We start from the raw sequence: 14,192 nt of genomic DNA, 5'->3' as shown, positions 1-14,192 counted from the left end.
CGGCACGGGTACGACGCCCCGGCCTCGCGAACGAGCGGCGGCCGGGGCGTCACCCACCCGCGACCGTGCCTCATGCAGGCCGGTGTCACTCCCCCGCGGGCCCCGGCGGCCCCGCCGGTCCCGCCCACGCCGCCAGGCTGGCGTGCACGCGGTCGATATGGGCCCGTACGTCCTCTCCCTGTTGCTCGTGCGCGCGCAGCAGCCGCTCCGTCTCCTCCTCGACGCGGTCCGCGTGCTCCCGGGCCTGGGCGACCAGCTCGGCGGCACGCTCCTGCGCCTCCTCCTGCCGGCTTCGGGCCGACTCCTCGGCGTCGGCGAGGGCCTGCTCCGCCTCGGACAGGGCCCGCTCGGCACGCTCCACCGCCTCGGTGTGCCGCGCGTCCAGCTCCTCCGCCCGGGCGGCCTCCTCGCGCTCCACCTCCGCCCACCGCTCGGCACGCTCCTTGTCCCGCTCGGCGAGCATCCCGGAGGAACGCTGCCGCATCTCCCGCAGCGCGGCCAGCGCCTCACCCCGCTGCTCCTTCGCCCCGCACCGGACCGAGACACGGATCTCGTCGGCCTCCGCACCCGCCACGAGCAGCCGCTGCCGGGCCCGTTCATCGGCGTCGGCCCGTACGGCGTCGGCATCCGCCTGAGCGGACTCGCCCACCTCGGCCGCGGAGGCCCGCGCCTCCTCCACGAGCCGACGCGCCTCCTCCCGCGCCCTGTCCCGGACGGCCGCGGCCTCCTCCTGGCCGAGCGCGAAGAGCCGCCGCGCCCCCGCCCCGAGGGACTCGTAGTCCTGCGGAGCCAGCCCCGCCACGGTCTCCCGCAGCAGCTCCAGCTCCGCCTCCATCTGCCGGGCGAGCACCGTCAGCCGGGCAGCCCGCTCCCAGGCCGCGTCACGATTCTGGGAGACGGCCTCGGCGTACCTGTCCACCTGCTCGGGACGGTAGCCACGCCCCCGCCCGGCCACGAAGCCGTGCGGCGACACCGACGCGCTGCTCATCCTGGAACCCCTCTCCACCTCACCGACGCGAAGCCACACAAGAAACGGGATGATTTCGCGCACATCTTGGTGGATCAGGCAGAAGGGTTCATAACGCGACACTCCGCACAGAGGTCACGGGCCCACGACCGGACCGTACGGCCGTCAGCCCCACGTGGTGCCGACGGGCTCCTGGATGGTCGTGTTGATGCGGTTGAACATGTTCGTGAGCGAGACGGTGAGGATCAGCCCGGAGAGCTCCTTCTCGTCGAAGTGATCGGCCACCTCGTCCCACAGCGCGTCGGGAACCGACTCCTCCGAGAGGTCCGCGAGCCGTGTCATGGCCTCCGTCAGCTTCAGCGCCGCCCGCTCGGCGTCCGAGAACAACGGGGCGTGACGCCAGGCCGCGACGGCACTGATCCGCTCCTCGCTCACCCCGGCCTTGCGGAGGTTGACGGTGTGCCCGTGCACACAGGCGCCACAGCCGTTGATCTGACTGGCGCGCAGCCCGACGATCTCCGCCAGCTCCTGCCCCAGACCGCCCTCCCCGATCGCCTGGAACAGGGTGCCGATGCCCTTCATCGCGCCGGGAAGGACATACGCCGGGTTCGTCATCCGTGCCTGCATGATCTCTGCCTCCTGGGTCGGCGGTGCGTGCGCTGCTGTCACTGCTCTGACGAAGCGGCACGAGGAGATGTGACAGCCGGCCCGGCACGAACGCGGCACGAGAAAGCCGGGCCCGGTCTCACGACCGGGCCCGGCTTGTCTCACCGCTGGTCAGCGGCGAGGAGGTGTCACAGCAGTCCGTCCCACATCTGCTCCAGCAGCACCGACCACCAGCTCTCCGGCGACCCCAGCGCCGCCGGGTCGAGCGCGGCGAGCTGCGCCTGGAAGTCGACGGTCCAGCGGCCCGCCTGCTCCTGGTTCAGCCCGAACCGCAGCCGCCACATCCGCCCGAGCAGCGCGAGGCAGCGCGCGAACTCCGGCAGCCCGGTGTTCACGAACTGCGGCGGTACGGGCGCCCCGCCCGGCCCCGCCTCCACCGGCACGGCGACGATGTTGGCCGTGCCGTACTGCACGCAGATCGCCTTGCCGAAGTCGCTGCCCATCACCAGATAGGAACCCGCGTCCGAGGCCGGCTGCACACCGCGCTCGGCCGCCAGCTCCGCCAGCGTCGGAACGGGCCGGCCCGGCTGCGCCTGCGCCCAGAAGAACGGGCCCATGTCCATCGGCAGACCGGCCGCCACCAGCGTGTGCGCCACGACCGGCGGCACCCCCTGACGGGACACCGCCGCCTGCTCGAACCGGAACACACCCGGCCCGAACGCGGCCGCCAGCTCCTGCGCGATGGCCTCCGGCGGAACCGGCGGCGCCGCCTGCACCGGCGGCAGCGGAGCACGCACCGGCGCCGGACGCGCCGGACCGTCCGCCACCTGGTGCAACTCGCCCTGATGGGCCAGCAGCTGCTGCATGCCCTGCTGCCGGCTCGCGTGGTCCGTACCGTACGGCGCGATGCTCGTGATCCGCGCCTGCGGCCACTGCTCCCGGATCATCCGCGCGCAGTACGCACCCGGCAGCTCGCACGACTCCAGCTCGGTGTGCAGCTCCAGCACCTGGTCCGGCGGCACGTTCATGGCCCGCAGCTCGTGGAAGATCTGCCACTCCGGGTGCGGCGTACCCGGCGCCGAACGCCGGATCAGCTGCTGCTCGGAACCGTCCTGCGCGCGGTAGCGCAGCACGGCCTGGTAGCCGGGACCGACCGTCGGCTGCCCGGCGGGCGGCTGCGGATAGCCGTACGCCTGCGGCGGCCCGGGGACGGGCTGACCGGGCGGCGGCACCGCACCGGGCGGCACCGCACCAGGCGGCATCGCGCCGGGCGGCATCGGCGGCGCGCCGGGGGGTGCGCCGGGAGCCTGCGGCGGCGGAGGCACACCCGGGCCACCCGCCGGGGGCGGCGCGGCCAGCATCGTCTCGGCGTGGTGCACGGGTCCGGCGCCGGGCGCGTTCGGAGCGCCCGGGGGCTGGGGGGCACCCGGCGCACCGGGAGCACCGGGCGGCCCCGGGGGCTGAGGCGGCTGCGGCACACCCGGCGCACCAGGCGGCCCAGGAGGCTGAGGCACGCCCGGGCCCGGCCGACCGGGATCGGCGAACATCGTGGCGGCATGGTGGACCCCACCCGGGGGCGTACCACCAGGGGCACCAGGAGGCTGCGGCGCACCAGGCGCACTCGGCGCACCAGGCGGCTGCTGCGGAGGCGGCGGCGCACCCGGGCCCTGCGGAACGGGACCGCCAGGCCCCTCAGGACCGAGCGCCGACACCATCTGCGTCGGCACATACCCACCCGCCGGAGTCCCCGGCGCACCGGGCCCCGACGGCGGAGGCGGAGGCGTATCCCCCGGCCGCGCACCCGGCGTACCCGGCGCGCCCGGCGGAGGCGGCGTGGTCGGACCCGTACCCCGGCCACGACCGGGCGGCGGAGTCGCCTTGCTGGTCGCGGCGTCGGCGATGTCCCCAGCGTTCGGCGCGAGCGGCCGCTCGGGCACACCCGGCCCGGCCGGCGGCTGCGGATAGCCGTACGGCTGCCCACTCGGAGCGGGCGGCGGCGTACTGCCCTGCGGCACACCGGCGGGCGGCGTACCCGGCACACCCTGCGGCGGCGTACCCGGCACACCGGGAGCGGCGCCCTGCGCGTCCACCCCGGGCCCAGGCCCGTCCACCGCCGGCGTGACCGCGGTCCGCGGAAGCTGGCTCCCGCCCGCGATCAGCGCCGTCTTGGCGTCGGACGCCGTCGCGGGCGGCGGCGTGTCGTCGTCGGCCTCGCTCAGCGGCGGCGCGAAGACCGTCGCGGGCAGCGGTACGGAACGGTCGTCACCGCCATCGCCGTTGGTGTCCGTACCGGCCCAGGGCGTCGCCCCCGCGGGCGCGGCCGGAGCCACCGGGCCGGCCGGAGCACCGGGAGCACCGGAGCCGTCCGAGTCGCTCCCCCCGGCGGCCGGCCACGACGCACCGCTCCCGGAAGCGGAATCAGCTGTGGAACCAGAAGGAGCGGCAGCCCCCCGCCGATCCGGAATCCCCAGCTTGTCCGCCGCGTCCTGCAACCACTCCGGCGGAGTCAGCAGGAAGGACGTCTGGTTCAGATCCACCCGCGCGGGCGGCGCCGGCGCCGGCTCGTCCACCGCGTCCGGACGGCCGTACTCCTCCTCGTACCGGCGGATCACCTCACCCACCGGCAGCCCGGGCCACAGCGTCGCCTCACCGCTGTCCCGCGCGATCACCAGCCGCTGCGCACCCCCGTCCGAACGGGGCCCGTCCGCACGGTCCTCGGCCCACACCACGAACCCGAGGTCGAACTCCCGCACCCGCACCTCACGATGCTGGTACGACGGCAGGTCGCCGTTGATCCACTCTTCCGCGCGCTCCTGCGCCCGAGCGAAGGTCACCATCGCCGAAGTCACTCCCCCACAGCCGAGGACGACACCGCACCCACCGGCACCACACGCGCGAACCCGCCGTCCACCATCAGGTTCGCCACCGTCTCCAACTCCGGCGGATTGCCCGCCAGCCGCGACAGGAAGACGTCGAAGTCGTCCCCGCACGGCAGCAGCAGCCGCTCCACCCGCTCCGCCGGCGGCGTCGAGGGATCCACGTCCCGCGCGTCGTCGTACGCGCAGAACCACACGGAGCCGATCCGCTCGCCCTTCACCTTCACGGCGAGCAGCCCGCCCTGGACGAAGGAGACGCCCAGGTAGTCCTTGGTCAGATGGTCCCGCAGGCACTTGTTGACGTACACCAGGTCATTGACCGCGGCCTCGTCCCGCACCGTGAAGAACGGCTGATCGACCAGCAGCCCCAGCTCCGCGTCGAGCGCGGCACCCACCGGCGCGCAACCGCCCGCCGCCTTCAGGAACGACCGGTACGCCCCCGGCAGCCGGTAGCCGAGGTCCTCCTCGACGCCCTGCACCTGCGACTCCGTCACGGCCACACCCGACTTCGGCAGCCCGAAGTGCGCCGGACGCGTCTCCTGCAGCGGCCGCGTGCCCCGCTTGGCATGGTCGACGCCCGACGTGGCCACACCGCCGTGATGCCGCAGCAGCGCCTTCACCTCGACCGGGACCAGCTCAAGCCGCCGCGAGGCGACCGCGTGATGCCAGGTCCAGCCGTGCGGCGTCGCCACCGCCGGCACCGTGTCCCACAGCTCGTGCCCGGACGCCGACAGCGCGCTGTTCGCCGACACATAGTCCGTCAGCCGCAACTCGTCGACGCCGAACCCCTCCGGCGGCTCCGCGATCTCCGCGACCGCGCGCGCGTAGGGCGAGAAGTCGGGGTAGCCACGCTCGTCGACCCGTACCCCTCTCGGGTGACGGGCCGCCCGGACCGGGTCCGGGAAATGCACGACCTGCCCGGCGTAGGCCGCGTTCGGCGGCGCGGCTTGCTGCCCGAGCCGACCTGTCGTCATGGCGGTTGCCCCCTGCGGCACTCTGTACGAACCGTATTGACCACTCTTGGCGCACTACGACCCGTATCGACTGTCACGTCTGTCTGTCTCGACTTCTCTGCACTTCCCTGCACGCGCCGACCCCGCGGATCACCCTCCGGTTCACTGCATCGATCTCCGAACGGATCACCGCATCGCCTGCGGTGCCGACAGCCTATGCGGTACGACGACACCGGTCACCGGCACCGGCCGGCGCCCGCTCCGCTTCCGTGACCAGCCGTCACCCCACCGTGACGGCACACCCCGGAACGGGCGTGTCGCCGCGCCCCAGCTTCCGCACCAGCCACGGCATTTGGCAGTCTGTGACCCCCGGGGGGATGCACGGAGGGGTAGACGATCATGAACGCGACGCAGACGGGACCACACACCGGCAGGTCCGCCGACCCACGAAACGGCGACCCCCGGCACGGCGACCCGCTCCACGGCGACCCACGCGGCACCGACCCCCGGGCCGGCGACCCGAGAGCCGTCGACCCCCGCGGCGGCGACCCCCGCATCGGCTGGAGCACCACCGAAGCGGCCCACGCCCCCGCCCTCCACCACCGCCGCGACGGCATCCTCCCCACCGTCGCCGCCGCCCTCTCCGTCCGCGGCGCCACCCTCACCGGCACCGCCGCCCGCGGCGACACACCCCCCGCCCTGCACCCCCTCGTCCAGGACTTCCTGGACACCCTCACCAGCGCCCAGCGCGACCGCTTCACCGGCCGCTGCGCCGAAACCATCCTCATCTCCCGGCACATCGCGGCCGCCGACACCGCCCGCAGCAAACGCGCCGCACGAAAACCCATGACCAACGGCGAGGCCCGCAAAGCCCTCAAGCAGGCCAAACTCACCGCCCGGCACATCCGCGAGGACGGCGACCCCCTCCACGGCACCTTCGCCACCCCCTGCCGCGCCTGCACCGCCCTCAGCGCCCACTTCGGGGTCCGCATAGTCGACCCGGCGTCCCAGAACGACTGACACCCACCCCGACACCCCCACGCCCACCATCCTCACGCCCGCCACGCCCACGGCCCCGACGAGACGAAGCGCAGATGCACACCGACCGCACCTCCTCCACCCGCTTCGCCGTACCCGTCGACGCGGCCCTGCGCGCCGCCGGCTGGCAACCCGGCCGCTGGGACATCAAGCAGGCCGAATACTGGGCCGACGCCCTGCGCGACCACGTCTCACCCGCCGGCCACCGGCACACCGTCTTCCCCGCCGCAGTCGAGGCCTGGGCCGAATTCGGCGGACTCCACATCGCCCCCACCGGCCCCGGCCGCCAGGTCGCCCCCGCCACCCTGCACCTCGACCCCCTGCACGGCCTCCACATGGCCCGCACCCTCGGCGACCTCGGCCGCGCCCTCGGCACCGAGGTCTGCCCCCTCGGCGCCGAGACCGACAGCCGCTCCCTCGTCGCCATCGACACCGACGGCCGCGTCTACACCCTCGACCACACCGGCGACTGGTACCTCGGCCAGGACATCGACCAGGCCCTCTCCACCCTCGTCGCCGGCACGGAACCCGTACGCCTCACAGCGAGCTGACGCCCACCCCCGCAACGACGGGCCCTACGACGCCGGAATCACCGCCGACACCCGGAAACCCCCCGCGTCCGTCGGCCCCGACACGAACACCCCGCCCAGCGCCGACACCCGCTCCTTCATCCCCACCAGCCCGTTCCCCCCGGACGGCAACCGCGCCGACGACGCCGCCGCCTCCGGCGGCTCGTTCTCCACCTGCATCGCGATCTCCGACACCCGATGCGCCAGCCGCACATACGTCTTCGCCCCGGCCGCGTGCTTGTGGACGTTCGTCAACGCCTCCTGCACCACCCGATACGCCGTCTGCTCCACCTCCGGCGCATACGGCCGCTCGTCCCCCTCCACGGACAGATCCACCACCATCCCCGCGGCAGCCGACTGCCCGACCAGCTCCTCGATCTCCGCCAGACACGGCCCCTCGTCATCGGCGGCCCGCGAAGCAGCCGCCGCCGCGGCCGCACCCACCGCCGCCAACGGCACCGACGCCGCCCGCTCACGCCGCTCGTCCCCACCACTGCGCAGCACCCCGAGCATCTCCCGCAACTCGGTCAACGCCTGCCGCCCCATGTCCCCCACCAGCGCGGCGTTCTTCACGGCCTTCTCGGGATCCTTCCGCGCCACCGCCTGCAACGCGGCGGCGTGCACGACCATCAGACTCACCCGGTGCGCGACCACGTCGTGCATCTCCCGCGCGATCCGGGTCCGCTCCTCGTTGCGGGCCCACTCGGCCCGCTCCTCCGCCCGCTCCGCGAGCAACTGCAACTCCCGCTCCAGATCGTCCGCACGCTCCCGCAGGCTCTCCATCAGCCGCCGCCGGGCACCCACATACAGCCCGAGCAGCACGGGAGGCGCCGTGAACCCCACCGACATCGTGATCGCGGCGAAGGGCACGAACCAGTCCCCGATGTCCAGGTCCCCCCGCGACATGTCCTGCCGCGTCTTCACGAACGTCACGATGAGCGTCCCCAGCAGCGACATCCCCGCCAGCGAGGCGAGGATCCGCCGCGGCAGCTCGCACGCGGCCAGCGTGTACAGGCCGACGATGCCCATCAGAAAGCCCATCTCGGCGGGCGTGATGGCAATGGAAACGAGCACGACGGCGATCGGCCACCGCCGCCGCACCAGCAGCACGGACCCGGCCAACAGCCCGAACACCACCCCCGCCGGCACCGGGATCCCCGCATCCCTGGCGAACGGAATGCCCTCGAACCCGCACTCCAGCGCGGACGCCACGGCCAGACTCACATCGAACACGGCGCTACGCCGCCTGGCCCACCACCACGGCCCTCCCCGGGCCGTCACATGGTCTTCCCCCGTCGCGGTCATGCCCTCCAGCCTAAAGGCGCCCACCGCCGGTTTTCCGGTGAGTTTCCCGGACTGGCCTACACCACACTCCGTGACCGTTCAGACGCAATACCACCCGATATCCCTCGAACTGCTGAATCGCACACCGTTCGACCCCGGAGTCTCCCATTCCGCCCGGACGGTATGCGTATGACACATGCACCCGGCAAATACGCCGACTTCGAGGGGTTGCGGGAGAGGGCGGTGGCGTTGCGACGCGCGGGCTGCAGCCTGCGCCAGATCCGCGACGAACTGAAGATCTTCAACAACGACATCCTCAACCAACTCGTGAAGGGCGAACCGCCCCCGGCATGGACGAAGCGCCCGAACGCGAAGGACGACCTCCGCGAACGGGCCAGGGAACTCCGATTCCAGGGCTGGACGTACGACCGGATCGAGGCGGAGCTGGGATGCTCGCGTAGCTCGGTGTCGCTCTGGGTGCGGGATCTGCCGAAGCCGGAGCCGCGCTACACGCCGGAGGAACAACGGGCGCTCATGCAGGCAGGCCTCACGCGCCTCCGCGCCACACAGGAGGAAGAACGCCGGAGCATCAGAGAGAGCGCAGCGCAGGAAGTCGGCGACCCCACTGACAGGGAGCTGTTCCTGACGGGAGTCGCGCTGTACTGGGCCGAGGGCTCCAAGAGCAAGCCGTACGACCGGCGCGAGCGAGCCATCTTCGTCAACAGCGACCCGGGCGTGATCCAGGTCTACCTCGCCTGGCTCGACCTGCTCGACGTGAGTCGGGAACGCCTGCGCTTCCGGGTACTCATCCACGAATCGGCGGACGTGGACGCGGCTCACCGATTCTGGGCGGAGCTGGCCGACATCGACCCCTCGGCCTTTGCCAAGCCGACGCTGAAGAAGCACAACCCGAAAACCGTCCGCAAGAACACCGGCGACGACTACCACGGCTGCCTCGTCGTCACGGTGACCCGAAGTGCCGAGCTGTACAACCGCATCGAAGGCTGGTGGAGCGGCATCGTTGCCCATGCCGAAGCACGTCTCCGGTAAGGTCTGAGGCGCTGTCCCCCGTGGTGTAACTGGCAGCACACTGGTTTTTGGTACCAGCAGGACAAGGTTCGAATCCTTGCGGGGGAGCCAGCGGCATTCAAGGCCGGAGTTCGGGTCCTGACCGATGTGTCCCTTGTCAGGCCCCACACCCACGCCCCCCACAAAACCCCCCGGTATCCTGCGGATGAAACCCCACCCCATCCACAGCCGAAGGGCATCCCGTGAGCGCCAACCGCCCGGCAGCCGTCGTCGTTCTCGCAGCGGGTGAGGGCACCCGTATGAAGTCGGCCACACCCAAGGTCCTGCACGAGCTCTGCGGTCGCAGTCTCGTCGGGCATGTGCTCGCCGCCGCGGGCGAGCTGCACCCCGAGAACCTGGTCGTCGTGGTCGGCCACGCCCGTGAGAAGGTCACCGCCCACCTGGGCGAGATCGCCCCCGCCGTCCGCACCGCGGTGCAGGCGGAGCAGAACGGCACCGGGCACGCCGTACGGATGGGACTCGAAGCGCTCGGCGGATCCGTCGACGGGACGGTTGTCGTCGTGTGCGGGGACACCCCCCTGCTCACCGGCGCCACCCTCGACGCCCTCGCCGCCACCCACTCCGCCGACGGCAACGCGGTGACCGTGCTGACCGCCGAGGTCCCGGACGCGACCGGCTACGGCCGCATCGTCCGCGACGACACCGGCGCCGTGACCGCGATCGTGGAGCACAAGGACGCCACCGACGCGCAGCGGTCGATCCGTGAGATCAACTCGGGTGTGTTCGCGTTCGACGGCCAGCTGCTCGCCGACGCGCTGAAGAAGGTGCGGACGGACAACAGCCAGGGCGAGGAGTACCTGACCGACGTGCTCGGGATCCTGCGCGAGGCCGGGCACCGGGTCGGGGCCTCCGTGGCCGGTGACCACCGGGAGATCGCCGGCATCAACAACCGCGTGCAGCTCTCCGAGGCCCGCCGCATCCTCAACGACCGGCTGCTGACCGAGGCCATGCTCGCGGGCGTCACGGTGATCGACCCGGCGACGACCTGGATCGACGTCACCGTCACCTTCGAGCAGGACGCCGTCGTCCACCCGGGCACGCAGCTGCACGGCGCGACCCACCTCGGCGAGGGCGCGGAGGTAGGGCCCAACACCCGGCTGACCGACACCCGGGTCGGCGCGGGTGCCCGCGTCGACAACACCGTGGCCGTGAGCGCCGAGGTGGGCCCGGCCGCGTCGGTGGGGCCGTATGCCTACCTGCGTCCCGGGACCCGGCTGGGTGCCAAGGGCAAGATCGGGACGTACGTCGAGACGAAGAACGCCACGATCGGGGAGGGGACGAAGGTGCCTCACCTCTCCTACGTGGGTGACGCGACGATCGGTGAGCAGTCGAACATCGGCGCCGCGAGCGTCTTCGTGAACTACGACGGGCAGGAGAAGCACCACACCAACATCGGCTCTCACTGCCGTACGGGCTCGGACAACATGTTTGTGGCGCCTGTCACGGTGGGGGACGGTGCGTACACCGCCGCCGGGTCGGTGATCACGAAGGATGTGCCGCCCGGTTCGCTGGCCGTGGCCCGTGGTCAGCAGCGGAATATCGAGGGTTGGGTGGCTCGGAAGCGTCCGGGGAGCGCGGCCGCGAAGGCGGCGGAGGCGGCTTCCCGGGAGTCGTCCGACGAGGGCTGACCGGAAACCGGTGCGTCAAACACGGCGTACGGTGATAAGTGCACACCCGCACCCCCACCAGTTGAGACGTCCTCTCGCGAGCCGGCGACGAGGTCTCTCGACCCGAGATCGAAACCCCAGCTGCGACACCTCTGAGGAGACAGTGCTGTGACCGGGATCAAGACGACCGGCGAGAAGAAGTTGATGTTCTTCTCCGGCCGCGCCCACCCCGAGCTTGCCGAGGAGGTCGCCCACCAGCTGGGTGTCGGGGTCGTCCCGACGAAGGCCTTCGATTTCGCCAACGGTGAGATCTACGTGCGTTACCAGGAGTCGGCGCGTGGCGCCGACTGCTTCCTGATCCAGAGCCACACGGCTCCGATCAACAAGTGGATCATGGAGCAGTTGATCATGATCGACGCGCTGAAGCGCGCGTCGGCCCGGTCCATCACGGTCATCGTGCCGTTCTACGGTTACGCGCGGCAGGACAAGAAGCACCGTGGACGTGAACCGATCTCGGCGCGTCTGATCGCGGACATGATGAAGACGGCGGGCGCGGACCGCATTCTCACCGTCGATCTGCACACGGACCAGATCCAGGGCTTCTTCGACGGTCCGGTGGACCACCTGTTCGCGCTGCCGCTGCTGGCGGACTACGTGGGCCGGAAGGTGGACCGGGAGAAGCTGACGGTCGTCTCGCCGGACGCGGGCCGGGTGCGGGTCGCGGACCGCTGGTGCGACCGGCTGGGCGCGCCGCTGGCGATCGTGCACAAGCGTCGGGACAAGGACGTCGCGAACCAGGTCACCGTCCACGAGGTCGTGGGTGAGGTGAAGGGTCGCGTGTGTGTCCTGGTGGACGACATGATCGACACCGGTGGGACGATCTGTGCCGCTGCCGACGCGCTGTTCGCGCACGGTGCGGAGGATGTGATCGTGACGGCGACGCACGGTGTGCTGTCGGGTCCGGCCGCTGACCGGCTGAAGAACTCGCGGGTGAGCGAGTTCGTGTTCACGAACACCCTGCCGACGCCGGGTGAGCTGAGCGGGGACCTGGACAAGATCTCGGTGCTGTCGATCGCGCCGACGATCGCGAGCGCGGTGCGTGAGGTGTTCGAGGACGGTTCGGTGACGAGCCTGTTCGACGAGCAGTGAGGGCTCTCCCGGAGCTCCTGTAGATCGTTTTGGGTGCGGCCTCCCTGGCCGAGTAGACTGCTGCAGTTGCTCGGCGAGGGAGGCCGTTTCCCGTTGTGGGATCGGTGGTCCGTTATCGACGCGCTCTTCGTAGCAGGCCGTTCGTGGCCGGGTGACCACGTCCGTTTCTGACTTCGAGGAGTGATTATGTCCGAGGTGAAGATCTCCGCCGCGACGCGCACCGAGTTCGGCAAGGGTGCCGCGCGCCGTATCCGTCGTGAAGACAAGGTTCCGGGTGTCCTGTACGGGCACGGTTCGGACCCGCTGCACGTGACCCTGCCGGGCCACGACCTGCTGATGGCGCTGCGTACGCCGAACGTCCTGATCGCGCTGGACATCGACGGCAAGACCAAGGAGCTGGCGATTCCGAAGGCCGTGCAGCGTGATCCGCTGAAGGGCTTCCTGGAGCACGTCGACCTGCTGCTGGTGAAGCGTGGCGAGCAGGTCAACGTCGACATCTACGTCCAGACCGAGGGTGAGCTGGCCCCGGGTGGCTTCCTGCTCGAGCACGTGCTGAACGCGCTGCCGGTCCAGGCCGAGGCGACGCACATCCCCGAGTCCGTGACCGTCTCCATCGAGGGTCTGTCCGCCGGCGACTCGATCCTCGCCAAGGACATCACGCTGCCGAAGGGCACGACGCTGGCCGTCGAGGAGGACACCGTCGTCCTTCAGGTCCTGGCCGCGCAGGCCGAGGAGGCCCCGGAGGGTGAAGAGGCCGAGGGCGAAGAGGCCGCTGAGGCCTGATCCTCTTCGTCGTCGTTTCGTCGGCCGCTGTTCCCGTGCGGAGCAGCGGCCGACGCGTATGAAGGAGACATGGACGTGACGACCGATGCCGCTGCTCCCTGGCTGATCGTGGGGCTGGGCAATCCGGGGCCGGAGTATGCGGGCAACCGGCACAACGTGGGTTTCATGGTGGCCGATCTGCTGGCGGATCGTGTCGGGGGGAGGTTCAAGCGGGCGGGGAAGGCGCAGGCGCAGGTGATCGAGGGGCGGATCGGGCCTCCTGGGCCGTTGAACCGTCGGGTGATCCTGGCGAAGCCGATGTCGTACATGAATCTGTCGGGCGGGCCGGTGAACGCGCTGCGGGACTTCTACAAGGTGCCGGTGGCGCATGTGGTGGCGATTCATGATGAGTTGGACATCGATTACGGGACGTTGCGGCTGAAGCTGGGCGGCGGGGACAACGGCCACAACGGGTTGAAGTCGATGACGAAGGCGTTCTCGGCGGATTATCACCGGGTGCGGTTCGGGATCGGGCGGCCGCCGGGGCGGATGCCGGTGGCGGACTTCGTGCTGAAGGACTTCTCCTCCGCGGAGCGCAAGGAGCTGGACTACTTCGTGGACCGGGCGGCGGACGCGGTGGAGTGTCTGGTGATCGAGGGGCTGGAGCGGGCGCAAGGTACGTACAACTCCTGACTTGTCACCCCGGGAGTTGACCGGCCGTGCGGGTATGGCCAATGATCCCGGCCATGCCCCCCACTGCCACCGCCCCTCGCCGGAGCTCTCGTGCCGTGCTGCGGTTCGGTCGGTTCGCGGCGATGGGTACGGTCGCCGCGCTGATCCTGATCGCGGGTGTGTGGGCGTCGTGGGGTACGGCGCAGCATGTGATGCTGACGAAGGGCCGGGAGCGCGGGACGGTCGATGTGACGCGGTGCGGGCCGGACTTGTGCACGGGTTCGTTCACGCCGCTGTCGGAGGGTGCGCAGCCGCGGCCGAAGGTGGAGCTGGAGAAGTCGGTCGCCGTGGAGCGGGGCCGGACCTACACGGTGGTCCTGAAGCCCGGCGGTGATCACGCGGTCCGTTCGGGCCCGGCGGGGATTCTGTACGCGTGGATTCCGCTGGGCGGTGCGCTGTTGCTGGCGTCGGTCGTGGTGGCGGGCGGGTTGTTGCGGACGCGGGTGGCGTGGGTGCTGGCGTTGTCGGGGTTCGGGTTGCTGACGGCGGCGTTCTTCGCCGTGTGAGGTCTGTCGGGCATACGAGAGGTGCCCCCGGGTTCGTACGGATACGAACCCGGG

Annotated in this window: 13 protein-coding genes and 1 tRNA gene; 9 read left to right on the top strand and 5 right to left on the bottom strand. The window is 71.3% G+C overall.

Annotated features, from left to right (window positions below; translation table 11 throughout):
- Positions 1-85: 85 nt before the first annotated feature.
- The 4 genes from NNW99_RS22450 to NNW99_RS22435 all read right to left on the bottom strand — a co-directional run bounded on the left by NNW99_RS22450 (position 86) and on the right by NNW99_RS22435 (position 5,423).
- Positions 86-988: a cellulose-binding protein gene (locus NNW99_RS22450; protein WP_215120937.1), complete on the bottom strand. Its 903-nt coding sequence runs from the start codon at positions 986-988 to the stop codon at positions 86-88.
- Between the two features lie 144 nt (positions 989-1,132).
- The gene (locus tag NNW99_RS22445) at positions 1,133-1,594 is read right to left on the bottom strand and encodes a carboxymuconolactone decarboxylase family protein (RefSeq protein ID WP_215120936.1); all 462 of its coding nucleotides are present in this window, start codon (positions 1,592-1,594) and stop codon (positions 1,133-1,135) included.
- Between the two features lie 167 nt (positions 1,595-1,761).
- Positions 1,762-4,410, bottom strand: coding sequence for an SUKH-4 family immunity protein (locus NNW99_RS22440; RefSeq protein WP_215120935.1), 2,649 nt, complete (start codon positions 4,408-4,410; stop codon positions 1,762-1,764).
- An 8-nt stretch (positions 4,411-4,418) separates the two neighbouring features.
- Entirely contained in the window at positions 4,419-5,423 is a 1,005-nt protein-coding gene (locus NNW99_RS22435) for an SMI1/KNR4 family protein (protein ID WP_215120934.1), read from the bottom strand.
- 378 nt (positions 5,424-5,801) lie between these two features.
- Between NNW99_RS22435 and NNW99_RS22430 the strand changes: the two genes are divergently transcribed.
- Positions 5,802-6,422, top strand: coding sequence for a YwqJ-related putative deaminase (locus NNW99_RS22430; protein WP_215120933.1), 621 nt, complete (start codon positions 5,802-5,804; stop codon positions 6,420-6,422).
- A gap of 74 nt (positions 6,423-6,496) precedes the next feature.
- A complete protein-coding gene (locus NNW99_RS22425) occupies positions 6,497-6,991 on the top strand; it encodes an SUKH-3 domain-containing protein (protein WP_215120932.1) in 495 nt (164 codons plus the stop codon).
- A gap of 24 nt (positions 6,992-7,015) precedes the next feature.
- Here the strand turns inward: NNW99_RS22425 and NNW99_RS22420 are convergent, their stop codons facing one another.
- Positions 7,016-8,314, bottom strand: a complete 1,299-nt coding sequence (locus NNW99_RS22420) for a sensor histidine kinase (RefSeq protein ID WP_215120931.1) — start codon at positions 8,312-8,314, stop codon at positions 7,016-7,018.
- A 168-nt stretch (positions 8,315-8,482) separates the two neighbouring features.
- Here NNW99_RS22420 and NNW99_RS22415 point away from each other — a divergent pair, with 168 nt between their 5' ends.
- The 7 genes from NNW99_RS22415 (at position 8,483) to NNW99_RS22385 (ending at position 14,138) form a co-directional block, all read left to right on the top strand.
- The gene (locus NNW99_RS22415) at positions 8,483-9,343 is read left to right on the top strand and encodes a hypothetical protein (protein ID WP_215120930.1); all 861 of its coding nucleotides are present in this window, start codon (positions 8,483-8,485) and stop codon (positions 9,341-9,343) included.
- Between the two features lie 14 nt (positions 9,344-9,357).
- A tRNA-Gln gene (locus NNW99_RS22410) sits at positions 9,358-9,433 on the top strand.
- 131 nt (positions 9,434-9,564) lie between these two features.
- A complete protein-coding gene (gene glmU / locus NNW99_RS22405; protein ID WP_215120929.1) occupies positions 9,565-11,010 on the top strand; it encodes a bifunctional UDP-N-acetylglucosamine diphosphorylase/glucosamine-1-phosphate N-acetyltransferase GlmU in 1,446 nt (481 codons plus the stop codon).
- A 147-nt stretch (positions 11,011-11,157) separates the two neighbouring features.
- A complete protein-coding gene (locus NNW99_RS22400; protein WP_215120928.1) occupies positions 11,158-12,138 on the top strand; it encodes a ribose-phosphate diphosphokinase in 981 nt (326 codons plus the stop codon).
- Between the two features lie 186 nt (positions 12,139-12,324).
- The gene (locus NNW99_RS22395) at positions 12,325-12,921 is read left to right on the top strand and encodes a 50S ribosomal protein L25/general stress protein Ctc (protein ID WP_215120927.1); all 597 of its coding nucleotides are present in this window, start codon (positions 12,325-12,327) and stop codon (positions 12,919-12,921) included.
- A gap of 69 nt (positions 12,922-12,990) precedes the next feature.
- On the top strand, positions 12,991-13,593 hold the full coding sequence (gene pth / locus NNW99_RS22390) for an aminoacyl-tRNA hydrolase (RefSeq protein ID WP_215120926.1): 603 nt from the start codon (positions 12,991-12,993) through the stop codon (positions 13,591-13,593).
- A gap of 41 nt (positions 13,594-13,634) precedes the next feature.
- The gene (locus NNW99_RS22385) at positions 13,635-14,138 is read left to right on the top strand and encodes a hypothetical protein (RefSeq protein ID WP_215124406.1); all 504 of its coding nucleotides are present in this window, start codon (positions 13,635-13,637) and stop codon (positions 14,136-14,138) included.
- The last annotated feature ends 54 nt before the right edge of the window (positions 14,139-14,192 follow it).

It is taken from the genome of Streptomyces sp. CRCS-T-1 (assembly GCF_024442335.1).
Classification (GTDB): domain Bacteria; phylum Actinomycetota; class Actinomycetes; order Streptomycetales; family Streptomycetaceae; genus Streptomyces; species Streptomyces koelreuteriae.
This window is presented reverse-complemented; position numbering and strand designations above follow the sequence as displayed.

What these genes read in the sequence shown, in the direction of transcription:
- NNW99_RS22445 (WP_215120936.1), bottom strand. Translation starts at nt 1,594, where the DNA reads ATGCAGGCACGGATGACGAACCCGGCGTATGTCCTTCCCGGCGCGATG.
- NNW99_RS22415 (WP_215120930.1), top strand. Translation starts at nt 8,483, where the DNA reads ATGACACATGCACCCGGCAAATACGCCGACTTCGAGGGGTTGCGGGAG.
- NNW99_RS22385 (WP_215124406.1), top strand. Translation starts at nt 13,635, where the DNA reads ATGATCCCGGCCATGCCCCCCACTGCCACCGCCCCTCGCCGGAGCTCT.
- NNW99_RS22395 (WP_215120927.1), top strand. Translation starts at nt 12,325, where the DNA reads ATGTCCGAGGTGAAGATCTCCGCCGCGACGCGCACCGAGTTCGGCAAG.
- NNW99_RS22430 (WP_215120933.1), top strand. Translation starts at nt 5,802, where the DNA reads ATGAACGCGACGCAGACGGGACCACACACCGGCAGGTCCGCCGACCCA.
- NNW99_RS22440 (WP_215120935.1), bottom strand. Translation starts at nt 4,410, where the DNA reads ATGGTGACCTTCGCTCGGGCGCAGGAGCGCGCGGAAGAGTGGATCAAC.
- NNW99_RS22425 (WP_215120932.1), top strand. Translation starts at nt 6,497, where the DNA reads ATGCACACCGACCGCACCTCCTCCACCCGCTTCGCCGTACCCGTCGAC.
- NNW99_RS22420 (WP_215120931.1), bottom strand. Translation starts at nt 8,314, where the DNA reads ATGACCGCGACGGGGGAAGACCATGTGACGGCCCGGGGAGGGCCGTGG.
- pth (WP_215120926.1), top strand. Translation starts at nt 12,991, where the DNA reads ATGGACGTGACGACCGATGCCGCTGCTCCCTGGCTGATCGTGGGGCTG.
- NNW99_RS22435 (WP_215120934.1), bottom strand. Translation starts at nt 5,423, where the DNA reads ATGACGACAGGTCGGCTCGGGCAGCAAGCCGCGCCGCCGAACGCGGCC.
- NNW99_RS22450 (WP_215120937.1), bottom strand. Translation starts at nt 988, where the DNA reads ATGAGCAGCGCGTCGGTGTCGCCGCACGGCTTCGTGGCCGGGCGGGGG.